Source organism: Micromonospora sp. CA-249363 (assembly GCF_050950185.1).
In the GTDB taxonomy this organism is placed as follows: domain Bacteria; phylum Actinomycetota; class Actinomycetes; order Mycobacteriales; family Micromonosporaceae; genus Micromonospora.
On record NZ_CP192020.1, the window covers coordinates 6,939,761 to 6,964,276 of the forward strand.

General features: G+C 71.5%; 22 protein-coding genes. 11 read left to right on the forward strand and 11 right to left on the reverse strand.

Annotated elements, in window-relative coordinates; genetic code table 11:
* The first annotated feature begins 35 nt into the window (after positions 1-35).
* Together ACQPZK_RS31280 and ACQPZK_RS31285 are read left to right on the forward strand one after the other, a co-directional pair.
* Complete coding sequence (locus ACQPZK_RS31280) at positions 36-557, forward strand: hypothetical protein (protein ID WP_433536297.1); 522 nt, start codon at positions 36-38, stop codon at positions 555-557.
* A gap of 26 nt (positions 558-583) precedes the next feature.
* Complete coding sequence (locus tag ACQPZK_RS31285; RefSeq protein ID WP_433536298.1) at positions 584-2,116, forward strand: flotillin family protein; 1,533 nt, start codon at positions 584-586, stop codon at positions 2,114-2,116.
* Positions 2,117-2,288: 172 nt separating this feature from the next.
* Here ACQPZK_RS31285 and ACQPZK_RS31290 read toward each other — a convergent pair whose 3' ends face one another.
* On the reverse strand, positions 2,289-3,749 hold the full coding sequence (locus tag ACQPZK_RS31290) for a CCA tRNA nucleotidyltransferase (RefSeq protein WP_433536299.1): 1,461 nt from the start codon (positions 3,747-3,749) through the stop codon (positions 2,289-2,291).
* A 126-nt stretch (positions 3,750-3,875) separates the two neighbouring features.
* Between ACQPZK_RS31290 and murJ the strand changes: the two genes are divergently transcribed.
* The 7 genes from murJ (at position 3,876) to ACQPZK_RS31325 (ending at position 12,176) form a co-directional block, all read left to right on the forward strand.
* Positions 3,876-5,633, forward strand: a complete 1,758-nt coding sequence (gene murJ / locus ACQPZK_RS31295) for a murein biosynthesis integral membrane protein MurJ (protein ID WP_433536300.1) — start codon at positions 3,876-3,878, stop codon at positions 5,631-5,633.
* Positions 5,634-6,079: 446 nt separating this feature from the next.
* Entirely contained in the window at positions 6,080-7,687 is a 1,608-nt protein-coding gene (locus ACQPZK_RS31300; protein WP_433536301.1) for a protein kinase family protein, read from the forward strand.
* Between the two features lie 40 nt (positions 7,688-7,727).
* Positions 7,728-8,429, forward strand: a complete 702-nt coding sequence (gene sigM, locus ACQPZK_RS31305; RefSeq protein ID WP_433539379.1) for an RNA polymerase sigma factor SigM — start codon at positions 7,728-7,730, stop codon at positions 8,427-8,429.
* Positions 8,426-9,385, forward strand: coding sequence for a hypothetical protein (locus tag ACQPZK_RS31310; protein WP_433536302.1), 960 nt, complete (start codon positions 8,426-8,428; stop codon positions 9,383-9,385). The genes sigM and ACQPZK_RS31310 overlap by 4 nt, the downstream gene beginning before the upstream one ends.
* A gap of 175 nt (positions 9,386-9,560) precedes the next feature.
* Positions 9,561-10,511, forward strand: coding sequence for a thioredoxin-disulfide reductase (gene trxB, locus ACQPZK_RS31315; protein ID WP_433536303.1), 951 nt, complete (start codon positions 9,561-9,563; stop codon positions 10,509-10,511).
* Positions 10,512-10,542: 31 nt separating this feature from the next.
* A complete protein-coding gene (gene trxA / locus ACQPZK_RS31320; protein WP_007453873.1) occupies positions 10,543-10,866 on the forward strand; it encodes a thioredoxin in 324 nt (107 codons plus the stop codon).
* 149 nt (positions 10,867-11,015) lie between these two features.
* Positions 11,016-12,176, forward strand: coding sequence for an N-acetylmuramoyl-L-alanine amidase (locus ACQPZK_RS31325; RefSeq protein ID WP_433536304.1), 1,161 nt, complete (start codon positions 11,016-11,018; stop codon positions 12,174-12,176).
* A 4-nt stretch (positions 12,177-12,180) separates the two neighbouring features.
* Here ACQPZK_RS31325 and ACQPZK_RS31330 read toward each other — a convergent pair whose 3' ends face one another.
* A complete protein-coding gene (locus ACQPZK_RS31330) occupies positions 12,181-12,846 on the reverse strand; it encodes a GNAT family N-acetyltransferase (RefSeq protein WP_433536305.1) in 666 nt (221 codons plus the stop codon).
* A 283-nt stretch (positions 12,847-13,129) separates the two neighbouring features.
* On the opposite strand from ACQPZK_RS31330, the gene ACQPZK_RS31335 reads away from it, so the two are divergent.
* Both ACQPZK_RS31335 and ACQPZK_RS31340 read left to right on the forward strand, forming a co-directional pair.
* Positions 13,130-14,443: a PLP-dependent aminotransferase family protein gene (locus tag ACQPZK_RS31335; protein WP_433536306.1), complete on the forward strand. Its 1,314-nt coding sequence runs from the start codon at positions 13,130-13,132 to the stop codon at positions 14,441-14,443.
* 7 nt (positions 14,444-14,450) lie between these two features.
* Positions 14,451-15,452 (forward strand): D-alanine--D-alanine ligase family protein, encoded by a 1,002-nt coding sequence (locus tag ACQPZK_RS31340; protein WP_433536307.1) that lies wholly within the window; start codon positions 14,451-14,453, stop codon positions 15,450-15,452.
* 211 nt (positions 15,453-15,663) lie between these two features.
* Here the strand turns inward: ACQPZK_RS31340 and ACQPZK_RS31345 are convergent, their stop codons facing one another.
* The 9 genes from ACQPZK_RS31345 to rpmH all read right to left on the reverse strand — a co-directional run bounded on the left by ACQPZK_RS31345 (position 15,664) and on the right by rpmH (position 23,894).
* Positions 15,664-16,743 (reverse strand): hypothetical protein, encoded by a 1,080-nt coding sequence (locus ACQPZK_RS31345; RefSeq protein ID WP_433536308.1) that lies wholly within the window; start codon positions 16,741-16,743, stop codon positions 15,664-15,666.
* A 1,024-nt stretch (positions 16,744-17,767) separates the two neighbouring features.
* Positions 17,768-18,790 carry a ParB/RepB/Spo0J family partition protein gene (locus ACQPZK_RS31350; RefSeq protein WP_433536309.1) on the reverse strand — a complete coding sequence of 341 codons (1,023 nt, stop codon included), beginning with the start codon at positions 18,788-18,790 and terminating at the stop codon, positions 17,768-17,770.
* A gap of 27 nt (positions 18,791-18,817) precedes the next feature.
* Positions 18,818-20,125, reverse strand: a complete 1,308-nt coding sequence (locus tag ACQPZK_RS31355; protein WP_433536310.1) for an AAA family ATPase — start codon at positions 20,123-20,125, stop codon at positions 18,818-18,820.
* 254 nt (positions 20,126-20,379) lie between these two features.
* The gene (gene rsmG, locus ACQPZK_RS31360; protein ID WP_433539380.1) at positions 20,380-21,078 is read right to left on the reverse strand and encodes a 16S rRNA (guanine(527)-N(7))-methyltransferase RsmG; all 699 of its coding nucleotides are present in this window, start codon (positions 21,076-21,078) and stop codon (positions 20,380-20,382) included.
* Between the two features lie 140 nt (positions 21,079-21,218).
* Entirely contained in the window at positions 21,219-21,818 is a 600-nt protein-coding gene (locus ACQPZK_RS31365) for a protein jag (protein ID WP_433536311.1), read from the reverse strand.
* 214 nt (positions 21,819-22,032) lie between these two features.
* Positions 22,033-23,019 (reverse strand): membrane protein insertase YidC, encoded by a 987-nt coding sequence (gene yidC / locus ACQPZK_RS31370; protein WP_355048575.1) that lies wholly within the window; start codon positions 23,017-23,019, stop codon positions 22,033-22,035.
* The gene (gene yidD / locus ACQPZK_RS31375; RefSeq protein ID WP_433536312.1) at positions 23,016-23,309 is read right to left on the reverse strand and encodes a membrane protein insertion efficiency factor YidD; all 294 of its coding nucleotides are present in this window, start codon (positions 23,307-23,309) and stop codon (positions 23,016-23,018) included. The genes yidC and yidD overlap by 4 nt, the downstream gene beginning before the upstream one ends.
* Entirely contained in the window at positions 23,306-23,722 is a 417-nt protein-coding gene (rnpA, locus tag ACQPZK_RS31380) for a ribonuclease P protein component (protein ID WP_433536313.1), read from the reverse strand. Before rnpA ends, yidD begins: the two co-directional genes overlap by 4 nt.
* 34 nt (positions 23,723-23,756) lie before the next feature.
* Positions 23,757-23,894 carry a 50S ribosomal protein L34 gene (gene rpmH / locus ACQPZK_RS31385; RefSeq protein WP_007453904.1) on the reverse strand — a complete coding sequence of 46 codons (138 nt, stop codon included), beginning with the start codon at positions 23,892-23,894 and terminating at the stop codon, positions 23,757-23,759.
* Between the last annotated feature and the right edge of the window lie 622 nt (positions 23,895-24,516).

The following is a 24,516-nucleotide window of genomic DNA, read 5'->3' on the forward strand; positions in this document are numbered from 1 at the left end:
TCGGCCCTTCATCGCCGTTGCGCGGCGTCGATACCGTGCAGGTCGTGGCCACGGGGACGCTCATCTTTCTGATCATCGGCGGGGCCGGTGTCGCGGTACTGGCGCTCGCCCTGCTCGGCAGCGAAATGCTCCACTTCGGGCACCCCGACGTGGACGGGCCGATCTCCACCGAGACGATCGCCGGCTTCGCCGGAGCGTTCGGCTTCGGCGGGGCGATCGTCAACGAACTGCTCGGTGCCCGTACCCCCGGAATGATCGCGGGCGCGGCGGCCGGTGGCCTGCTCGCGGCCGTGCCCACGGCGTGGCTGGCGTCGCGGTTCAGTCGGGCGGCGCGCAACATGCGCACCGACGCCACCCCCACCCGCGACGACCTGGTCGGCGCGCTCGGCCTGGTCGTCACGCCGGTGCCCCTCGACGGGTACGGCGAGGTGCGGGTACGCGTCGCCGGCCAGCCGGTCAAGCTCAACGCCCGCGCCGACCAGCCGATCCCGATCGGCGCGCAGGTCTTCGTCGTGCAGGCGCTGAGTGACACCAGCGTGCACGTCGAGACCTACTGATTCCTCTCGTAGACAGGACCCCCTCCATGCCCCTGTTGATTGCTGTCGTGGGCGCGGTCATCCTCGCGCTCGTCCTGGTGTTGTTCGTGCTGTCCCGGATCAAGGTGGCCGGGCCGAACGAGGCGTTCATCGTCACGGGTCGCAAGGGGCGTACCACGCACACCGCCGACGGCGGCCGGTCGACCGACACCTCCGGGCAGAAGGTCGTGCTCGGCGCCTCGGTCTTCGTGCTCCCGGTGGTGCAGAAGCTCCAGTCGCTCGACCTGTCCAGCCGGCGGATCGACGTCGGCATCCGGGGCGCGGTCAGCAAGCAGGGCATCCGTGCCGACCTGCACGGCGTGGCGATCGTGAAGGTCGGCGGCACCGAGGACGCGATCCGGGCGGCCGCCCAGCGGTTCCTGCACCAGCAGGACGAGATCGACAACTTCACCCGGGAGGTGCTGGCCGGCGCGCTGCGCTCGATCGTCGGGCGGCTCACCGTCGAGGAGGTCATCCGGGACCGGGCGGCATTCGCCAGTGCCGTGGCCGAGGAGGCCGAGCACTCGATGACAAACCAGGGTCTGGTGCTGGACACCTTCCAACTCCAGGACATCCTCGCCGAGGGCTCCTACCTGCAGGACCTGGGCCGACCCGAGGCCGCCCGGGTACTCAAGGACGCGGCCATCGCCGAGGCGCGGGCTCGGCAGCAGGCCGAGCAGGAGCGGCTGCTCGCCGAGGAGGCCATCGCCGAGGCGAACCGCAACCTGGCCCTCAAGCAGGCCGGCATCCAGGCGGAGATCGACGCGGCCAAGGCCAAGTCGGCCGCGGCCGGGCCGCTCGCCCAGGCGGAACGGGACCAGGCCATCCTCTCCGAGCAGCAGAAGGTGGCCGAGCGCAACGCCGAGCTGAAGCAGCGCCAACTGGACACCGAGGTGCGCAAGCCGGCCGACGCCGCCCGGTACAAGGTGGAGCAGGAGGCCGAGGCGGCCCGCAACGCGGCCGTGCTCAGCGCGGACGCGCAACGCCAGGCCGTCATCGCCGCCGCCCAGGCCTCCGCCGAGCAGGCACGGCTCACCGGTGAGGGCGAGCGGGCCCGACGGGCGGCCCTCGCCGAGGCGAACGCGATCGAGGGCGCCAAGGAGGGTGAGGCCGAGCAGCGGCGGCGCTCCGCGATCGCCGAGGCCGTCGAGCGCGAGGGTCAGGCCGAGGCGGCGGCCATCCTGGCCAGGGGTGAGGCCGAGGCCGACGCGATGGCGCGCAAGGCCGAGGCGTTCGCCGCGTACGGCGAGGCCGCGGTGCTGGACCTGCTGGTCAAGGTCCTGCCGCAGGTCGTCGAGGCGGCCAGCGCTCCGATCGGTGCCATCGACAAGATGACGGTCATCTCCACCGAGGGCGCGTCGTCGCTGACGAAGTCGGTGGCCGGCAACGTGGCGCAGGGTCTGCAGCTCGGCAGCGACCTCACCGGCATCGACCTGGCCGGCCTACTGGCCCGCCTCGGCTCGGCGTCGACGCCCGGCGGCAACGGCACCCCCACGGCCAAGGGCCCGTCGGTAGACGGAACAGCCGTCGAAACGCGCTAGCGCCCTGCCCGCCCTGCCCGCCCTGCCCTGCCCTACCCCGCCCTGCTCGCCGATCTTGCACTTTCTGTCGTCGATATAAGGACACTGTCCGTTTTTGTCGCAACAGAAAGTGCAAGATCGCGGGGGTTGGGGCGGGGCGCGCGGGGGGTGGGGCGGGGTGCGCGGGGGGGGGTTAGGGGATCAGGCCCTCGGCGCGGGCCCAGCGCAGCAACTCCGCCTCGGCGGCGTCGCGGTCCAGGGGGCCGTGCTCCAGGCGCTGTTCCTTGAGGTGCTTCCAGGCCCGCCCGACGATGGGCCCCGGAGGTACGCCGAGCAATTCCATGATCGCGTTGCCGTCCAGGTCGGGGCGTACCCGGGCCAGATCCTCCTCGGCGGCGAGCCGGGAGATCCGCTCCTCCAGCGCGTCGTAGTCGGCGGCGAGCTGGGCCGCCTTACGACGGTTGCGGGTCGTGCAGTCCGAACGGGTCAGCTTGTGCAGCCGGGGCAGCAGGTCACCGGCGTCGGCGACGTAACGGCGCACCGCCGAGTCGGTCCACTCCCCGCGGCCGTACCCGTAGAAGCGCAGGTGCAGCGCGACCAGCGCGGTCACCTTCGCGGTGATCTCCTTGGGGTACCGCATCGCCTTCATCCGGGCCTTGGTCAGCCGGGCACCGACCACCTCGTGGTGGTGGAAGCTGACCCGACCGTCGGACCCGACGGCCTTCGTCGCCGGCTTGCCCACGTCGTGCATGAGGGCGGCCATTCGCAGGACGAAGTCGCAGCCGTCCTCCTCGTAGGAGACCGCGTTCTCGACCACCGTCAGCGTGTGCTCGTAGACGTCCTTGTGCTGGGCGTGCTCGTCGATCTCCAGCTTCAGGCCGGTCAGCTCCGGCAGGAACCGCTCGGCCAGACCGGTGTCGACCAGCAGACGCAGCCCGGTGATCGGGTCGGCGCCGCAGAGCAGCTTGGTGAACTCGTCACGGATCCGCTCGGCGGTGATCCGGTCCAGGTCGGCGGCCATCTCGGACATCGCGACGTGTACGTCCGGGTGGACGGCGAAGCGCAGTTGGGCGGCGAACCGGGCGGCCCGCAGCATGCGCAGCGGGTCGTCGCCGAAGGACTCCCGCGGGGTGCTGGGAGTACGGATGACCTTGGCCGCGAGGTCGTCCAGCCCACCGTGCGGATCGGTGAAGCGGTGCTCCGGCAGGCTGACCGCCATCGCGTTGATGGTGAAGTCGCGCCGCTTCAGGTCCTCGTCGAGACTGGTGCCGTACACCACCACCGGGTTGCGGCTGACCTGGTCGTACGACTCGGCGCGGAAGGTGGTGATCTCCAACCGGAGGCCGTCGCGCTGGGCGCCGATGGTGCCGAACTCGCGGCCGGTCTCCCAGATCGACTCGGCCCAACCCTTGATGATCCGCAACGTCTCGTCGGGGTGCGCGTCGGTGCAGAAGTCGAGGTCATCGCCGAGCCGGCCGAGCAGCGCGTCGCGTACCGAACCGCCCACCAGGTGGAGCTCGTGGCCGGCACGGACGAAACGGCGGCCCAGCTCGTCGGCGACCGGGGAGACCCGGAGCAGTTCGGCGACGGCGTTGCGCTGCGCGGCGGTCAGGTCGCGGCGGTCGGCGGCGTGGGGAGCGGAGGCTTCGGACATGGGATCGCCAGCCTATCGGGCCGGGGTGTGATCCGATCCGCCGGGCGCGGGTAACGGGTGCGGGTTGACTAAGGTCTGTGACGTGCGGGTCGGTGCCCGGCTCGACGTACCCCTGGGAGGCTGGAGATGAGCGGCGGGCTCTACCGCAGCGCGAACGCCGCGCGGGACGGCGGTGCGGGAGCCAACATCCGCCCCTCCGACGGCGCCACCTTCATCTCCGCCGAGCCGCTGAACCAGCCGGCGATGGAGTCGACCGCCCCGCCGCAGGAACAGGTGGGCGAGGCGAGCGCGGCGACCAACAGCGCGGTGATGGCGATCGGGAGCCTAGTCAGCCGGGGTACGGGCTTCCTGCGCACGCTGGCGCTGACCGCCGCGCTCGGCGGCGCGCTGGTGGGTGACGCGTACACGACCGCGCAGATCCTGCCCGGAATGGTCTACGAGTTCCTGCTCGGCGGCATCCTCACCAGTGTCCTGATCCCGGTGCTGGTCCGCCGCCGGAAGGTCGACAGCGACGGCGGTCAGGCGTACACCCAGCGGTTGCTGACCCTCGCGGTGCTGGCGCTGGCCGCGGCGGCGCTGGTGGCGGTGGCCTTCGCCTCCGTGCTGACCTCGCTCTACGCCAGCAAGAAGACCGGGGCGGACTTCCGGGATCTGGTCACGGCGCTGTCGTACCTGATGTTGCCGATGATCTTCTTCACCGGTCTCAGCGCCCTGATCAGCGCGGTGCTCAACACCCGGGGGCACTTCGCCGCGCCGATGTGGGCGCCGATCCTGAACAACATCGTGGTGATCGGCACGGCGGGGCTCTACATCGCGATCTTCGGTGCGGAGATCGTCCGGCCCGACGAGATGACCACCGGGCGGATCCTGCTCATCGGCGGCGGCACCCTGCTCGGTGTCGCCATCCAGGCCGCCGGACTGCTGCCGGCGCTGCGCAAGGTCGGCTTCCGCTGGCGGTTCCGGTTCGACTTCCGCACGCTCGGGCTGCGCGAGCTGGGCCGCCTGGGCGGCTGGATGTTCTGCTACGTGGCGGTGAGCCAGGTCGGCCTGATCGTGCTGTTCAACCTGCTGAACAGGGCGGGCAGGGAGAACGCCGCCGGTCCGCTGATCTACAACAACGTGTTCCTGCTGCTGATGATGGCGCACGGCATCATCGCCGTCTCGATCATCACGGCGCTGATGCCCCGGATGAGCGCGGCTGCCGCCGACGGCCGGTACGCCGATGTCGCCGCCGACCTGTCCCGGGGCACCCGCACGGTCTCGGCGGTGCTCGCTCCGATCGCGGTCTGCTACGCGGTGCTGGCCACCCCGCTGGCCGTGACGCTGTTCCGCTACGGCGCGTTCACCGACGAGAACGCCGCCGACACCTCGCTGGTGCTGCTGCTCGCGGCCCTGGCCCTGGTGCCGTTCGCGATCAGCCAGCTCTTCACCTTCGCCTTCTACGCCCTACCGGACACCCGCACCCCGGCGCTGATCAACATTCCCGTGGTGGCACTGCGGATCGGCGTGCAGGTGGTGCTCTACGTCGCCTTCGCCGCGCACTTCGCGGCGGCCGGAATGATGATCGGTAACGCCGTGTCCTACCTGGCCGCGGCGTTCGCCTCGGCGTGGCTGCTGCGGCCCCGGGTCGGCCGGATCGGAATGGGCGCCATCCTGCGTACGCTCGGCCGGGTCCTCGTGGCCGCGTTGGGGGCCGCACTGGTCGGCCTGCTCGTGGTGAGCCTGCTGCCCGGCGGCGACACGCCGAGCTGGATGCAGGCCGTTCTTCAGCTCGTGATCGGTGGCGCCGTGATCGGTGGGACGTACCTGGGGCTCGCCATGGCGCTGCGGATCGGGGAGATCACCGAAGTTGTCGGCATGGTCCGTCGTCGTCTCGGTCGCTGACGGCGAGGTTCCGAGGAGCATCCGGCACCGCCACACGGAACGTGACCATGGATCACCAGGCTGGGGATGCACCTGTGGATAACTCCGCGATTCACCGGTCAGCCGCCGGATCGGCCTGTGGATAACCAACCGTACGGCTGAGCGTGGGCGGCCGATCGGCGGGGAACTGGCTGTTGGACGAGGGCACGACGCCCGGCCCGGCCCCGACGTCGGTCACTTGCGGTGAAGCCGTAGATTAGCTAGTACATGTGCCAGCAACGTGGCTGACAACGGTCGTAACCGGACGACTTCCCCGATCCCCGGCACCCCGCCGGGTACGGCAAGAAGATGACATGTCGGGGAGACGGGCAACCCGGGTAAGGTCGCTCTCGACGGGTACGGCAGGCGCCGACGCTGCGCGTCGACACCGGTTGGCCGGTTCCTTCAACGGCAGAGCGGGAAGCCACATGCCCAGCAGTACGGGTCCATCGATCGATACGATCACCGAGGGAGGACGGGTGACCCAGGTCGGCGAGGGTCAGGAGGCGGACGAGAGCGCTCCTCCGATCATGACCTTCGGTGCTCCCACGGCCGGTGAGATCCTCGCCGAGCGTTACGAGCTGGTCGAGCACATCAACAACGACAGCGCGGGTCGGCTGGTCTGGCGCGGGGTCGACGTCATCCTGCGCCGCCCGGTCGCGGTGGTGCTGCGCTACCCGGGTGGCGACTCCGCCACCGAAATGCTTCAGGCGGCCGTCGCGGCCAGCCGGGTCATCCACCCCAACCTCGTCGGCGTGTACGACGCCATCGACGAGGCCGAGCGGGCGTACGTGGTCCGCGAGTGGGTGGACGGGCAGTCGTTGCGCGATCTGGCCGCCGACGGCCCGCTGGACCCGGCCCGCGCCACCGCCATCGGCAACGCCGTCGCCAGCGCGCTGGCCGCGGTGCACGCCACCGGCATGGTGCACGGCAACGTCCATCCCGGCACCGTCATGATCAGCGACGATGGCCGCGTGGTCCTGGCCGACGCCCGCACCGACGGCGACGACAGCCAGGAGAGCGACATCCGGGCGGTCGGCGGCGTTCTCTACTTCGCGCTGACCGGTCACTGGCCGCACACCGAGGCACCGCTGCGCGGGGCCACCGCCGGTCACGGGCGGGCCGCCATTCCGGACGCCGTCCGGGACGCCGCAGGTGTCCTCGCGGCGCCCCGCCAGGTTCGGGCCGGGGTGCCCGCGTACCTGGACGACCTGACGATGGACCTGCTCGACGCCGACATCGCGCCGCCGTCGTCCGACGTGCTGGCGGCCGAGTTGGCCCGGCTGGACGTGCCGGCCGAGGAGGAGCACTACCTCGACAACGGCGGCCCGCTGCGGTTCACCGCCGAGACCGGGGAGGAGCCGTCCCCGCTGGCCGCCGCCGGCGGTCGCAAGGTCGCAATCGGCATCGCCGGCCTGCTGGCGGTCGCCCTGGTCGGTCTGCTCATCGGCATCAGCGCGCTCGGCGGCGACGACAAGGACCCGCAGGACAACGCCGCGGCGACCCCCAGCGCCAGCGCTCCGGCCGGCGAGGCCACCCCGGCCGCCGCCACGGTTCGTAACCTCAAGGTGCAGGACATCAAGATCATCGACCCGGACAGCGCCCCACGGGACGAGCTCGACGGCGCCAAGAAGATGATCGACGGTGACAACGACAAGGGCTGGGAGACCGACCGCTACCCGAACGCCACGTACGGGAACCTCAAGTCCGGAATGGGCGTCTGGTTCGACCTGGGCTCCCCCCACACGGTGAAGTCGGTGCAGGCGGTGCTCTCCGGTCGAGGCGCCACCGCGAAGCTGCTCGCCGGCACGACCACCTACCCGTCGACCTCCAACGGCGACAAGTCGATGGTGGCGAACTACAAGACCGAGATCGGTGTCTTGAAGGAGCACGACGGCACCACGATGACCTTCAACGGGTTCAACGCCGACGAGAAGTACCGCTACCTGCTGCTCTGGTTCACCGAGTTGCCGCCCAACGGCGACGACGGTGGCTTCAAGCTCGGCGTGCAGGAGATCACGGTCCAGGGTTCGTGAGCCGCGCAGCACGACCCGGGCACATCCACCGGACGTGGTGATGGACGGGCGCGACGCGGCAACGGATCTGGAGCTGCTGCGCGCCCACGTCGCCGGTGACCGGGACGCCTTCGCGGCCCTGTTCCACCGGCACCGCGACCGGCTCTGGGCGGTGGCCCTGCGGACGCTCGGCGACCGTGAGGAGGCCGCCGACGCGCTCCAGGACGCCCTGCTGTCGGCTCACCGCGCGGCGGCCCGCTTCCGTGGCGACTCCGCCGTCACCACGTGGCTGCACCGGATCGTGGTGAACGCCTGCCTGGACCGCATTCGACGCCGCCAGGCGCACCCCACGGTGCCGCTGCCCGACGGCAACCGGACCGACGGGTGGGGCACCGGCGGTGTCGAGCCGGCCACGCCCGCGCCGGACCACGACACCGCGCTCGTCGTCCGCGCCGCGCTCGCCGCGCTGCCGGTCGAGCAGCGGGCCGCCCTCGTGCTGGTGGACCTTCAGGGCTACCCGGTGGCCGAGGTGGCCCGCATCCTCGGCGTCGCCGAGGGGACGGTGAAGAGCCGGTGCGCCCGGGGCCGGGCCCGGTTGGCGGTGCTGCTCGGGCATCTCCGCCCGACCGCGTCGACGCGCCCCGACCGGGTCGACCCCGACGCCGACGTGCCCGACGTCACGGCGGGGAACCCGCGCGCGGCCGAGGGCGTCGGATCGGGGTCGGTCCGCATCCGGCAGGACGCCAATCAGGAGGACACGTGACAGCCGAGGAGTTCCGGGAGGTCGACGCCGACCTGCTCGCTGACTACCTCGGCGGCGCGTTGGACGGCACGCCGCAGCAGGCCCAGATCGCCCGCCTGGTCGCCGCGGACCCGGCCTGGGCCGAGGCGTACGCGCTGCTGGCACCCGCGGTGACGCAGGTCAGTGCCGACCTGGCCCGGTGGGCCGAGCCTGCTCCGGAGCTGCCGCCCGCCGTCGCCGAACGAATCGCCGCCGCGTTGGTGGCCGCGGACACCCCGCCGGCCGACGCCACCGGGTCACCCGAGACGCCGACCTCGCCGGTGACCGTGCCGGCGCAGGGTGGACGTCGGCCCACCAGCTCGTCGCCCGCCGAGTCCGGGCGGGGCCCGACCGGCCCCGGCCGCCGGCAGCGTCGCTGGGTCCGTGCCGCCGCCCCGGTGGCCGTCGCGGCGGCTGCCGTCGTCGCGGTCGGTCTGGGGCTCGACCAGCTGTCGACCGACACCGCGGACACCGGTGCCGCGGAACGTCCGGCCAACGCGCCCGCCGTCGCCGATGCCGGCGGGACCGCCCGCACGTCCGGTCCGACCCTGCATAGCGGTGTCGACTACACCCCGCAGAGCCTCGGCGGCACGCCGAGCCCACCGTCGCCGTTGCTGGGGGCGAGCAGCAGCGTCCCGGGTCACCAACCCGGGGTGGACGCCGAAGGCGACCGGCGGCCCGCACCCAACGGGTCGAACCAGCTCGCCCGGCTCACCGACGAGGCCGCGTTGACCGCGTGCCTGTCGTCCGTGGCCGCGGAGCACGGCTCGGGTCCACTGGTCGTCGAAGTGATCGACTACGCGCGGTTCCAGGGCGAGCAGGCGCTGGTCATCCGGTTCACCGACGCGACCGGGGCGCGCTGGGTGTGGGTGAGCGGGGCCGAGTGTGGAGTACCCGGGTCCGGCTCGGACAGCCGGTATTCGGCGCGGGTAGGGTGAATCCGCAGCACGATGAGCGTCCACGTGACCTGACCCACCGGTTGCCCGGTTCGGGAATCCCCGCTTCGTACGATGACGTTCTGGAAGTCAGCTGCCGGCACCCCCCAGGCGTCGGCACTCGGATCAGCATCGGTGCGCGCGCCGACGCCGAACACACACAACTCGGGAGACGGCAGTGGACGAGGTCCGCAACCTGATCATCATCGGCTCCGGCCCGGCCGGTTACACGGCGGCGGTCTACGCGGCGCGCGCCAACCTGAAGCCGCTGATCATCGAGGGTGTCCAGTCCGGTGGCGCGCTGATGACCACGACCGAGGTGGAGAACTTCCCCGGCTTCGCCGACGGCATCCTCGGCCCCGAGCTGATGGACAACATGCGCAAGCAGGCCGAGCGGTTCGGCGCGGAGTTCCTGACCGACGACGTGACGCGGGTCGAGCTGGCCGACACCGGCGACGCCGGCTCGGGCGCGACGAGCACCGTGTGGGTCGGGCAGACCGCCTACCAGGCCCGCGCCGTCATCCTCTCCACCGGTTCGGCCTGGCGTCCGCTGGGCGTTCCCGGCGAGCAGGAGTACCTGGGCCACGGCGTCTCCTCGTGTGCCACCTGTGACGGCTTCTTCTTCCGCAACCAGCACATCGTCGTCGTGGGCGGTGGCGACTCGGCGATGGAGGAGGCCAGCTTCCTCACGCGCTTCGCCGACTCGGTGACCATCATCCACCGGCGCGACTCGTTCCGGGCCAGCAAGATCATGGCCGACCGGGCGCTGAGCAACGAGAAGATCAAGGTCGAGTGGAACAGCACCGTCGAAGAGGTCCTGGGCGCTGACGGCAAGGTCACCGGCGTACGGGTGCGCAACGTGCACACCGGCGAGACCAAGGTGCTGGACGTGACCGGCGTGTTCGTGGCCATCGGCCACGACCCCCGCAGTGAGCTCTTCCAGGGCCAGGTCGAGCTGGACGACGAGGGCTACGTGAAGGTCCAGGCCCCCAGCACCCGGACGAGCGTGCCCGGCGTCTTCGCCGCCGGTGACGTGGTCGACCACACCTACCGCCAGGCGATCACCGCGGCCGGCACCGGCTGTGCCGCCGCGCTCGACGCCGAGCGGTTCATCGCGACGCTCAGCTGAAACAGGAAACACATCCCGGAGGAGGGCAATAGTGGGAAATACCAAGGCGGTCACGGACGCGAGTTTCGTCGCTGACGTGCTGCAGGCCGACAAGCCGGTGCTGGTGGACTTCTGGGCCGAGTGGTGCGGGCCGTGCCGCAAGGTGTCGCCGCTGCTCGAGGAGATCGCGGGCGAGATGGGCGACCAGGTCACCATCGTGAAGCTCAACATCGACGAGAACCCGGAGACCGCCCGGGCCTACCGGGTCATGTCGGTGCCGACCCTCACCGTCTTCAAGAACGGCCAGCCCGTGCAGTCGATCGCCGGCGCCAAGCCGAAGGGCGAGCTGGTCCGGCTCATCGAGTCGGCCCTCTGACCAGCGCAGACACCACCGAACCCCGTACCCGCTCGTCGGGTGCGGGGTTCGGTGTTTTTCCCGGCCCGAGCCCGTCACCGGTCCGGAACGCATAGCCTCAAGCCAGGGCCGCCGCCCGGCCAGCCACACTCGTGCAGAGGGGGTCGTGCGTGCGTCCGATCCGACCCGGAGACCGGGGACCTGCGGTCACGGAGATCCGTACCATCCTCACCGGCCTCGACCTGCTCGCCGCCGGCCCGCACAGCGACGAGTTCGACCTCGACACCGAACGCGCGGTCCGCGCGTTCCAGCAGTCCCGGGGGCTCAGCGTGGACGGCCGGGTCGGCTCGGAGACCTGGGGCGCGCTGGAGGCCGCACGCTGGCGACTCGGCGCCCGCACCCTCTACCACGCGGTGCCCGAGCCGCTCACCGGCGAGGATGTCCGGTCGCTGCAGGAGCGGCTGCTGGAGATGGGGTACGACGTCGGCCGCGCCGACGCCATCTACGGCATCCGGACGTCCCGAGCCGTGGCCCAGTTCCAGCGCGAGGTGGGTCTCACGCCGGACGGCGCCTGCGGCCCCCACACGATGGACGCTCTGCGCCGGATCGGACGCAAGGTCGTCGGCGGCCGCCCCCAGTGGTTGCGCGAGTCCGACGCGATCCGCCAGTCCGGACCGGCGCTGGTCGGCAAGACGGTGGTCATCGACCCCGGCCACGGTGGCACCGACCCCGGAATGGTGGTGCCGGACGGCCCGCTGCGCTGGACGGAGGCCGACCTCGTGCACGACCTGGCGAGCCGGTTGGAGGGGCGGCTCGCCGCGTCCGGGGTCCGGGTCCAGCTCACCCGAGGTCCCGCGCCCGACGCGTGCCTGCCGGACACCGACCGGGCGTTGCTGGCGAATTCGCTCGGCGCCGACGTGTTCATCTCCCTGCACCTCGACGGGCACGCCAACCCGGATGCGGAGGGGGTGGCGACCTACCACTACGGCACCGACAACGGGGTGACCTCGGCAACCGGTGAACGGTTGGCGGGTCTGGTGCAGCGGGAGATCGTGGCGCGGACCGGACTGCGGGACTGCCGTACGCACGCCAAGGCGTGGGACCTGCTGCGGCTGACGAGGATGCCGGCCGTCCGGGTCGAGGTCGGCTACCTCACCTCGCCCGTGGACCGCGCCCGGCTCGTCGACCCCCGATTCCGCGACCGCGTGGTGGAGGCGATCGTGGCCGCCGTCCAGCGGATGTACTACCCGATCGAGCGGGACGTGCCGACCGGCTCGCTCGACGTCAGCGAACTGCGCGCGGTCGTGGCCGCCGGCACCGTGGTCGACTGACCCCTCAGCCCTGCGTGGAGCGGGTGGCCGGCGCGGGCCGGACCGGCCGGAGCAGCGTCTCCGGGCTCATCGAGCCGAGCAGCTTCTCCAGCGCGTACTCGACGTCGGACTTCCAGCTCAGCGCCGTACGCAGTTCGAGGCGCAGCCGAGGAAAGCGGGGATGCGGACGTACCGTCTTGAAGCCGACGGAGAGGAAGAAGTCGGCCGGTGCCACGCAGCCGCCGGCCGGATCGTCGGCATCGCCGAACTTGGCGTCACCGAACGCCTCGATCGCCTTGATGCCACGCTTCGTCAGGTCCCGTGCGACGCCCTGCACCAACATCCGGCCCAACCCGCCCCCGGCGAACGCGGCGACCACGTTGGCGGTCATCAACAGCGCGGCATCGGCCGAGACGGGCGACGTCGGGAACGCCATCGAACGGGGAACGTAGGCGGGCGGCGCGTACATCACGAAGCCCGCCGGCATGCCGTCGACGTACGCGAGCTTGCCGCAGGACCCCCACTCCAGCAGGGTCTGGGAGACCCACGCCTCCTTCTCCAGGCCCGGGTCGCCGGCGGCGCACGCGCGGTCCGCGGAGACCGGATCAAGCTCCCAGTAGACGCACTGACGGCAGGGGCGCGGAAGATCCTCCAGCGTGTCGAGGGTCAGGCTGACCAGACGTCGCGACATATGGCGCATCCCCACAATAGGCTCGGTGGTGAGACCGGCATGGAACGACAGCGCCGCCTTCCTGCCCCCGACGAGCGATCGTACGCCGCCGATCGACCGTACGGGAGGGGACGCGCAGATCCCCACCCCCGGCCGAGGGTCCGCCATGTGGTCGATCCGTTCCACCAGGGCGGCAACCAGGCCTCGGCCGACTAGGATCGACAATCGGTGTGCCGCCGCCATGGTCACGAGCAGGCGGGGTACCCGGGGCGGTAGCCACCCGAGCAGTGATCGAGGTGAGGTCATGACCGGCACGACACTCGACGACTACACCGACCGGTATGCCCGGCGCGTGCGCGGGATGACCGCCTCCGAGATCCGAGCACTCTTCGCGGTGGCCAGTCGACCGGAGGTCGTGTCGCTCGCCGGCGGCGCCCCGTACATCGCCGCGCTGCCGCTCGACGCGGTCGGCGAGATGCTGGGTCGGCTCGGCTCCGAGCACGGGAGCACCACCCTCCAGTACGGCATCGGCCAGGGCACCCTGGAGCTGCGCGAGCGGATCTGCGAGGTGATGGCGCTCTCCGGCATCGACGCCTCGTGCGGCGCCTCGCCGGAAGACGTGGTGGTCACGGTGGGCGGGCAACAGGCGCTCGACCTGGTCGCCCGGCTCTTCCTCGACCCCGGCGACGTGGTGCTCGCCGAGGGTCCCACCTACGTGGGCGCGCTCGGAGTGTTCCAGGCCGCCCAGGCACAGGTGGTGCACGTGCCGATGGACGCCGACGGACTGATCCCCGAGGCGTTGGAGACGGCCATCGCCGACCTCGCCCGGGCCGGCCGACGGGTCAAGTTCCTCTACACCATCCCCACCTACCAGAACCCGGCCGGCGTGACGCTGAGCGAGGAGCGCCGCGAGCGCGTCCTCGACATCTGCGAGCGCGCCGGTCTGCTGGTGGTCGAGGACGACCCGTACGGCCAACTGGGTTTCGAGGGTGAGGCTCCGGCGCCGCTGCGGGCCCGGCGGCGCGACGGCGTCTTCTACCTCAGCACCTTCTCCAAGACGTTTGCCCCGGGCCTACGGGTGGGATGGATCCTGGCGCCGCACGCGGTCCGCGACAAGCTGGTCATCGCCAGCGAGGCGCAGATCCTCTGCCCGAGCGCCTACGCCCAGGCCGCCGTCTCCACCTACCTGGGCACGATGCCGTGGCGGCAGCAGCTCAAGGTCTACCGCGAGGTCTACCGGGAACGCCGCGACGCCCTGCTCGACGCGTTGGCCGACCTGATGCCCGAGGGCACCACCTGGACCACCCCGGCGGGCGGGCTCTTCGTCTGGGCCACCCTCCCGGAGGGCCTGGACTCCAAGGCCATGATGCCGCGCGCCATCGCCGCACGGGTCGCCTACGTGCCCGGCACCGGCTTCTACGCCGACGGCACGGGCACCGACGCGATGCGGCTGAACTTCAGCTTCCCGCCCCCCGAGCGCATCCGCGAGGGCGTACGCCGGTTGGCGGGCGTCATGGAGCAGGAGCTCGCGACGCGCCGCGTCTTCGGCGCCGTGAGCGGTGTCGCCGGCCGTCGCGGCCGGCCCGGCTCCGACGTGCCGGGTCCCGACTTGGCATGATGCCGGCATGGGTACGACCGCTGCCGAGCGCTTCTCCGTGACCAGTTCCGCCGTCGCGGCCGACCTGCGAGTGCTGGTTCTCGCCGGTGGACTCTCCTACGAACGGGACGTGTCGCTGCGTTCCGGTCGGCGCGTGCTCGACGCCCTGCGTGCCGTCGGCGTCGACGCCGAACTGAGGGACGCCGACGTGGCCCTCCTGCCGTCCCTCACGGCCGACCCGCCGGACGCCGTCGTGATCGCTCTGCACGGCGCGACCGGCGAGGACGGTTCGCTGCGGGGAGTTCTGGATCTGTGCGGCATCCCGTACGTCGGCTGTGACGCCCGGTCCTCCCGGCTCGCCTGGGACAAGCCCTCCGCCAAGGCGGTGCTCCGTGAGGCCGGCATCCCCACCCCCGACTGGGTGGCCCTGCCGCACGACCGCTTCTCCGAACTCGGCGCGGTCGCCGTGCTGGACCGCATCGCCGACCGGCTCGGCCTGCCACTGATGGTCAAGCCGGCGCAGGGCGGCTCCGGTCTGGGCGCCGCCGTGGTCCGGGACGCCGCGTCACTCCCGGCCGCGATGGTCGGTTGCTTCGCGTACGACTCGACGGCCCTCGTCGAGCGGTACGTACCCGGGATCGACGTGGCGGTCTCCGTGGTCGACCTCGGCGACGGTCCGCAGGCACTGCCACCGGTGGAGATCGTGCCGCGCAACGGCGTGTACGACTACGCCGCCCGCTACACCGCCGGCCGCACCACGTGGCACGCCCCCGCCCGGTTGGAGCCGGAGGTGGCCGCCGCGGTGGCCGACGTGGCGCTCGCCGCGCACACCGCACTCGGTCTGCGGGACCTGTCCCGGGTCGACGTGATCGTGGACGCCGAGGGCCGTCCGCACGTGCTGGAGGTCAACGTCTCGCCCGGCATGACGGAGACCTCACTGCTGCCGCTGGCCGTCCAGGCGGCCGGCCTGGACTTCGGCCGCCTGGTGGGCTCACTGGTCACCCGGGCCGCCGCCCGCCACGCGTCCTGACCCGGGCCTCGTACCGGCTACCGTCCCGCTGTCCGCGGCGCCTCCGACCCGCTGCTCGCGGCGCTGCCGTTCCGTCAAGCGCGGCCGTGTCGGTCCGCTACTCGCGGTCGTGCCGGTCCGCTACTCGCGGCGTTGCGGGCCGTTGATCGCCGGGACGGGTTGGGGCTGGCGGGAGAATCTCCGCTCCGCCAACCCCGCCCGCAACCGGTGATCAGTGTGTGGCGCTCACGTCGGGAGGGGTGATCCCGCCCTCGCTGGCGTCGTCGGTGGGGGTCCTGCGTGGCGACGGGACGACCGGACTCCGGGAGGCCTGGTTCTCGGTGTCGCGCTCGGGCTCCGGGATCGCCGCGGCATCGGTAGCCGACCCGGCCGCCGGGTTGACCGCGGCAGGGGACGTGGCGTCGACTGCCAGGCCGCTGTCGTTCCTGTCGGCGTCGCTGTCGTTGCTCTCGTCGTCGCTGTCGTTGCTCTCGTCGTCGCTGTCGTTGCTCTCGTCGTCGCTGTCGACGCTGTCGACGACGGGGGCTGCTGATGGGACATCGTTCGCGGCCGAGGGAGCGGCCACAGGGTCGCCGTCGCGGCCGTCACCGTCGGCGTCCTCGACCGCCGGCTCCGGAATCTCCTCGGCCGCCTCGATGACCGACACGGCCTCATCTTCGGCGGCTGCGGCGTGTGCCGCCGCCGCGGACTGGGCCAGCAGGCTCGACGGGGCCTGCCACTGGATGCGCGGCGGCTCGGCCAACGGTCGGCCGCCGAACTCGGCGAGCCAGGCGGCGACGAGCGCCAAATTCTCCCGCCACTGCTCCTCGGAGATCGGCGGCAGGATGGAGTCCCACAGGGACAGGAAGGTTCCCCGTAGTTGGAGCCGGCCGTACGGCCGGGCGAGGAACCACATGTGCAGGTGGGCGGAGCCGTCGCCCCACCGGTTCACGTGCACCCGCGCCACGCCGTCCAGCGACCGGATGGCCCGCTCGAGACGTACCGTCATCACCCCCAGCTCGGCTGCGAGCAGGTTCGGTAGATCGCCCAGATCGAGGTGACTCCTCGATTCCAGGATGAGCACCATCGGCAGGCCGGTCGGCCGGTCCATGGCGCGGACCCGCCACCGCTCTCCCACCCAGATGTAGGCGTCGTCGGGTGCGTTGCAGGCGGTGCATTCCCGGAGACCCTCGCCCTTGCGGGGCGGTTCGACCGGGACCGGGTCGTCGAGCTGCTTCACCCGCAGCTCGCCCTCGAAGGGGAACGAGGGCCACTGGGTGAAGTCCGGGACTGAGGGAGGGGTGTCGCGCACGACGCTGACCCTAACCGAGTCTGGCACCGCTGTCCCTACCTGTTCGACCGGTTCCGGCCGCTCCGATCAGCGTCCGTCGTCGATCGCCGTCACCTGTCCCCGTCCGTCGTCGAGTCGATATCCACAGGCTGCCGAGGACGCCGATACACGCGGTCATCCACAGGCTGCCACCCGCTTTCACGCGGCGTTTCACGTGAAACGAGGGGTGCCTGTGGACAACCGGTGTGGATAACTTTTCGCCCCCTGGATCGTTGCGCGCGCGCCTCCCACCGAGCTTGGCTCCGCTCCGCCCAGCGCTGCCGGCGCCCATGAGTCGCGCGCTCTCACCGGGCACTCCCGGACCCACGCGTTGACGCGCTCCTCCGGGCCGCCGACGGCGTGTACGGGCGACGCACGCCTCCCGCTGCGGCCATTAGTGGGTCCTTTTGCGGCGCTGCCGGTGGCGATCCTCCCGGGCTGCCGTGGTGCGCTCCTCGCGACGCTGCCGCAGCGCTCCTCCCGGCGCGGGGCGCCGAGGTCGGTCAGGTCCAGCGAAACCGTCGGTGTGCTCCTCCGAGCGCTGCCGGTGTGCTTCTCCGGCGCTGCCGGTGCGCTCCTCCGGGCGCTGACGGCACCTGCGCGGCTGCGCCCCGCTCCGGCCGCTGATTCACTCGGACCGCCAGGCCGTCGGTGGCGCGGTCGCTTCCACTGCTGCCAGCACTCTCGGAGGAACGCATGAGGAAGGCTGTTTCACGTGAAACGCACGATGACCGCTAGCCGCCCTGGGCCCTGGTGGCTCCGGCTCAGGCGAGCAGTGGCCCACGCGTCGCCTGAGAAGGCCGCTGCCGCCCTCGAGACGCCAGACGGCACTGTCCACGTCAGTCCGGCCGCCTGGGGCGCGCTGGCGGGCCGTGGCGGGCAGGCGCTTCGGTCGCCGCCGCAGTGATGTCGAGTCGAAGGCGACGGTTTCACGTGAAACGAGGCCGTATACGCGAGGGCCGCGCCTCCCTGGGGAGGCGCGGCCCTCGGACGTGGGTCGCGGACGTCAGTCCTGCGTCCCCTCCTCCTGAACGCCGATGATGCCGACGATCCGTTCCAGATCGTCCACGGTGGCGAACTCAATGGTGATCTTGCCCTTGCTCCGGCCGATGTCGACCTTCACCCGCGTGTCGAAGCGGTCCGACAGACGATCGGCCAGATCCGTCAGGGCGGGCGCGTGGGGCTTCGGTCGCCGCTTGGCGGCCTGTCCCTTCGCCGGCCCGTCGTTCAGCGTCAGGGCCACGATCTCCTCGGTCGCCCGCACCGACAGCCCTTCGGCGACGATCCGCAGCGCCAGCTGATCCTGGGCTTCCGAGTCGTCGAGGCTGAGCAGTGCGCGGGCATGGCCGGCGGAGAGGATGCCCGCGGCGACCCGGCGCTGCACCTGGGCCGGCAGGTTGAGGAGTCGGATCGTGTTGGAGATCTGGGGACGGCTGCGGCCGATCCGGCGGGCCAGTTCCTCGTGGGTGGCGCCGAACTCCTCCAGCAACTGCTGGTATGCGGCGGCCTCCTCCAGCGGGTTGAGGTTAGCCCGGTGGATGTTCTCCAGCAGCGCATCACGAAGCATGGCGTCGTCGCGGGTGTCCCGGACGATGGCGGGGATGTTGTCCCGTCCCACCGCCTGCGCGGCCCGCCAACGGCGCTCGCCCATCACGAGCTCGTACTTCTCGTCATCGAGCTGGCGCACGACGATCGGCTGGAGGAAGCCGACCTCCCGGATGGAGGTCTTCAGCTCCTCCAACGCCTCCTCGTCGAAGACCTGACGGGGCTGCTTCGGGTTCGGCACGATCGCGTCGACCGGGATCTCCGCGAAGCGAGCGCCCGGCACCGGGCTGAGTACGGGCTCCGGCTCGTGGGCGGCGGCGCTCACCGGGGCCGTACGGACGGCGGTGGAGGGCGCGCCCTCGTCAGCGTCGACGCTCCCGTTCTCCGGCTCGGCCGTCACGGTGCCGGCGGCACCCGGCACGGGCCCGGTCGGGATGAGGGCTCCCAGGCCCCGCCCCAGACCGCCCCGAGGGCGGTTCTTCATGCCACGCCTCCCAGCGACTTGTCCCCACTACGCATTCCGGCCCACCGGCTCCTTGACGCCTCGCTCGGCAATCTCCTGGGCGGCCTCGAAGTAACTCGTGGCACCCCGCGAACCGGGATCGTAGGTCATCACCGACTGGCCGTAGCTGGGTGCCTCCGACACCCGCACGTTGCGGGGGATGACCGCCTGGAGAACCTTGTCGCCGAAGTGGTTCCGGACGTCCTGCTCGACCGCGTCCGCGAGGCGGGTACGGCGGTCGTACATGGTGAGCAGGATGGTGGAGACGTCGAGCTTCGGGTTGAGGTGTTGGCGCACCAGGTTGATGTTGTTGATCAACTGGTTGAGGCCTTCCAGCGCGTAGTACTCGCACTGGATCGGGATCAGCACCTCCTGCGCGGCGACCAGGGCGTTGACCGTCAGCAGACCGAGCGAGGGCGGGCAGTCGATGAAGACGTAGTCGAACTGGCCCGGGTAGGCGGCGATGGCGCGGTCCAGGCGAGACTCGCGAGCCACCACCGACACCAGCTCGATCTCCGCCCCGGCGAGGTCGATCGTGGCTGGTACGCACCACAGGTTGGGGATGCCCTCGACCGCCTGTGCCACCTCGGCCAGCGGGACGCTGTTGATCAGGCAGTCGTAGACGTCCGGGATGCCGGTGTGGTGGGGCACGTTCAGACCGGTCGACGCGTTGCCCTGCGGGTCCAGATCGACCACGAGCACCCGGTTGCCGTGCAGGGCGAGTGCCACCGCGAGGTTGACCGTGGTCGTGGTCTTACCCACGCCGCCCTTCTGGTTGGCGACGCACATGACCCGGGTCCGGTCCGGTCGAGGCATGGTCACCTCGCCACTGGGATTCAGGATCTGCACGGCGCGCATCGCCTCCATAGCCAACGGTGGGTCATCCTCTTCGCGCGTCGGGGTTTCACGTGAAACGTACGTGGGGTCGGCCGCGACCACCGCCAACGACTCGGCTGACGCGACCGGTACGTCGGGAACCACCGGCGCGGCATCGCGCGCCGCTGCGGCGGTGGGCTGGTGGGGCACGGCGGCCTCGAAGCGAACCGCCGCGGCGCTGTTCCGCCGACCAGGTGTCTGCCGCACGTCGGCGGCATTGCCGGGTCGGCTCGGGCCGTCGGCCGCCCGACGCCCGGTCGTCGGCTCCGGCCCGACGCCCGGAACCGCTGCCTCGTCCGGCGGGGTGAACAAATCGTCGTCCACCGGAATGGACGGTCCGGCGGCGCCGGGGGACCAGCTCGGGTAGTCGGTTTCACGTGAAACAGGGTCGCTGGTTGACCCGGTCACGCGTGGATCGTCGTACCTGCCGTCGTCATGCACCTGTCATCCCTGCCCGCTTCGGATGGTCGGTCCGCGCCCCGGTCAACTTGGCCACACCCGCTCTCGCACCCCGGAGCGTACGGCCTCTCGGGAGCGGTCGGAGTCCGCGACGTCCGTCGGCCGCTCCACATTATCGACGCGCGGCCAGCCTACGGCGGACGGGCGTGGCCGGTCCACGTCGGGTTCTCATTCCCTCGTCCATCCGTACCGATACAACGAGCCAACCCGCCGACCGGACGCCCGATGGCGCGGTGTCAGCGGCGACGAGCCCGCCCGCCGCGCGAGCGCTTGCTCGCCGCCGGCCGGGCCGGGCCGACCATCCGCTCCCGCACGATCTCCACCACCGTGGTGGGCGGGTCGATCACGCCGACGCCGCAGAGGTGCACGGCGGCCTCGCCGCCGCCGAGACGCTCCACGACAGCGGCGTGCTCCTCGATCTCGGCAGCCGCGGATGATCCCTTGAGGGCCAGCAGCCGCCCGCCCCGCACGGCGAGCGGCAGGCACCAGGTCGCCAGTCGGTCCAGCGGCGCTACCGCGCGGGCGGTCACCACGTCGCCGCTGATCGGGTCCCGGCCGCTCGATCCGCTGGCGGCCTCGTCGGCCCGGCCACGGAACACTCGCACCGATCGGGTCAGGCCGAGCCGCTCGACGACCTCGATGAGGAACGACGTCCGCCGGGCGAGCGGCTCGATCAGCGTGACCGTCAGGTCGGGACGCGCGATGGCCAGCACCAGACCGGGCAGCCCCGCGCCGGAGCCCACGTCGAGCACCCTTGCGTCGCTCGGGATGCGCTCGACCACGGCGGCACAGTTGAGAAGGTGACGGTCCCAGATCCGGGGCGCCTCGCGCGGACCGATCAGACCGCGGACCACGCCGTCGGTGGCCAGCAGTTCGGCGTACGCGGCGGCCAGGTCGAGCCGATCGCCGAAGAGGGTCAGCGCGGCCGGGGCCAGTTCGGGCGGCAGCGCGGCGTCGGCCGGCGACGGGTCTGCGCCGCCCGTCTCGTCGCCGTGCCGGACAGCCGACGGCCCGGACGGCGTGCCGCCCGGGCCGGTCACGGCGTGAGCCGTGGTGTCGTCGTGGGTCAACGGAGTCAGTCCGCCGGCCGTACGACGATACGACGGTTCGGCTCGACGCCCTCCGACTCGCTCGCCACGCCGGCCATCGCGTTGACCACGTCGTGGACGCACTTGCGCTCGAACGCGTTCATCGCCTCCAGGCGCACGGGCTCGCCGTACTCCTTCACCTTCTCGACGGCGTTCTTGGCGACGGCGGCGAGTTCCTTGCGACGGTTCGCCCGGTAGCCACCGACGTCGAGCAGCAGGCGGCTCGGCGTACCGGTCTGTCGGAAGACGGCGAGCCGGGTCAGCTCCTGGAGCGCCTCCAGGGTGGCGCCACGCTGGCCGACCAGGTTCTGCAGCCGGGAGCCGACCACCTCGACGACGGGACGGCCACCGGCCACCAGCTCGTCGATGTCGCCGTCGTAGTCGAGAATGTCGAGCAGTCCTTCGACGTAGTCGGCCGCGATCTCGCTCTGCCGGAACAGGTCGCTCTCGCCCGCGCCCTTCTTCTCACGACCGCCGGCCGGAGCCTCGGCGTCGTCGGCTTCGGTGTCGTCGCCGTCCACCTCGAGCGTCGCGGTCTCCTCCTCGTCCAGGGGCTGCTCGGCGCGGGGGATGCTGGTCTCGGTCACGGTCTCATCTCCGTACTCGCTCGGCCGGACCGTCGGGTCCGCTGGTTTCCCGGGGCCGGCGGGAGGTCGCCGGTGCCCACGGGCACGTCTGTACGGGCAGTGTCGCCCGTGACCGCGCCGTGCGCGGCCGGTTCCGCCCGGCGCCTGCCGTACGGCGGCTGCGCGGTGCGGGGCCCGGGCCGTCGCCGGTTGCCCGGCGACGGCCGCAGGGCCGTCAGCCCTGCCGCTTGGCGGGCCGGCTCTTCTTCGGGTTGGCGGGCTTGGCGCCCGGCTTCGGGCCGGCCACCTTCGGCGCGGCGGCCTTGACGGGCGCGGCCGGGGCGGCCTTTCCACGCCCGAAGAGTCCACCCGACTTGGCGGGCTGCACGGGGTTGCGGCTGGCCGCGGGGGCGGTGGCCTTCTTGGCCGTCACCGGCGGCGGGAACTTCCGCAGCACCCACTGCTGCTGGCCGAGGGTGAAAAGGTTGTTCGTGACCCAGTAGATGATCACACCGATCGGGAAGATCGCGCCGGAGATCAGCAGCGAGGCCGGGATGCCGTAGAGCATCAGGCGCTGGATCATCCGCTGCTGCGGGTCCTCGGCCCAGCCGGTCTTGAGGATCATCTGACGGCTGGTCAGGTAGGTGGTGGCGATCATGACCAGCACCAGGACACCCGCGATGATCTTGACGGTGGTGCCGTTCGCGCCGAGGCGGGCCAGCTCGTCGGCGGTCGAGCCGAACTTGCCGGCGATCGGGGCCGTGAAGAGCTTGGCGTTCGAGGCGCTGTCGAACTGCTCGACCGTCCAGCCGTAGAGCGTCTTGCTCTGCTTGGCCGGGTCGAGGCGGCGCAGCACGTGGAAGAGGCCCAGGAAGACCGGGATCTGGAGGAACATCGGAAGGCAGCCCATCAGGGGGTTGGCCTTTTCCTTCCGATAGAGCTCCATCATCTCCTTTTGGAGCGTCTCCCGGTCACCCTTGTGCTTCTCCTGCAGCTCCTTGACCTTGGGCTGCAGCGCCTGCATCGCCCGCTGGGACTTGATCTGCTTGACGAAGACCGGGAACAGGATGACCCGGACGGTGACCACCAGGAAGACGATGGCCAGGATCCAGGCGAAGTTGGTGCCGATCACCGCGTCGACGGGCACCCCGATGGCATCCCAGGCAGAGTGCCAGGTCAGCAGGATCCACGAAATCGCGAAGTAGATCCAGTCGAGACTCAATTCGGGGCTCCAGTCACATCGACACGGCGGCGACCGCCCGGCTCCGGAACCGGGTCATGTCCACCAGGGTGAAAGGGGTGGCAGCGCAGCAACCGCCGGACCGCCAGCACGACTCCCCGGAACGCGCCGTGCCGTACGAGCGCCTCCTGGGCGTACGCACTGCACGACGGGTAGAACCGGCAGCGTGCCGGCAGTGCCGGACTTATCCACCGACGGTACGCGATGATGGGCGCGATCAGCACCCTGGCACCTGTCGACGGCGGGCGTGTGGTGGTCGGATCGGGGCTCACCGGGCCCGCCTCTCCCGCGGCGACCGGGCAACCGCGATGGCGGCGTCCAGGTCGGTGCTGAGCCGGGCGTACGACGCCTCGGCGGCGGAGGGCAGTGCCCGGACGACCAGGGTGCTGCCGTCGGGCAGCGCGCCCAGCCGTTCCCGGGTCAGCGCCCGGAGTCGACGGCGCACCTTGTTGCGGACCACCGCGTTGCCGACAGCCTTGGATACGACGAAACCGGCGCGGGCCGGCGCGGAGGGCTGCTCCGCACCGGGCTCCCGCGCCGGCTTCGGCGAGGTAGCTGTGGTGTGCTGGGTGGCCGGAGGCATGGTCAGGTGGACCACGACGGCGCCTCGGCCGACACGTCGGCCACCGCGAACCGCTGCGGCGAAGTCAGTGCTACGCCGCAGTCGCTGTGCGGCGGCCAGCATGACTGCCCACGCCCCCCGGACCGGCCCGGTCGGCTCAGGCCGACAGGGTGGTGCGACCCTTGGCGCGGCGGCTCGAGAGGATGGCACGGCCGGCACGGGTGCGCATGCGCAGCCGGAAGCCGTGGGTCTTCGCGCGCCGGCGGTTGTTCGGCTGGTAGGTGCGCTTGCTCACGTCAGGCTCTCCGTTTTCGTACGCGCCCCGCGCGACGGGATCGCCGGGGTCGTGGGGTGGTCCAGGCCACCTCGACGATGGCCACCGTTCGGCGCTGCCCTGCGGATCGGAACCGATGGTGCGGGGAAACGACCACGGGCAGCAAGCACCCATCACCCTAGCAGAGGGCGAGAGAGCAGCCCCTCCAGCCTACGCAGGGGTGCAATGACCGTCAAACATCCGCAGCGAGGGGGTCGGGACGCGCCCGGGACCGAAGGGGCGGTTTTCGCTGATGCCGACAAGGTCGCTGGGGCGTCGCCGGTTGATGGGGCAGGGACAACGCTGTTACCGTGCCCGATTGCGGTGAGCGTCGGATGCTCCGGTCGTCGCGCGCAGGCAAGACCGGACACGCTGGTGAATCGTTCGGCACGGTGAACCCGCTTCAGCGGCCGTCCAGGCAGGGGCAGGTCCCGCGCCCGGCGGGCGGCCACAATCAGTCGGTGCACAGGCTGTGGATAACCTGTGGACGAGCGCTGGTCAGTTGTCCGGGTGGGTGATGTTCCACCCGTGCACGCGGCGGGCCCGGGACGGGCGGCTGGCAGACAGCGGCGGCCGGGAGCAGAGGCGAGGGGGTGGCACGACG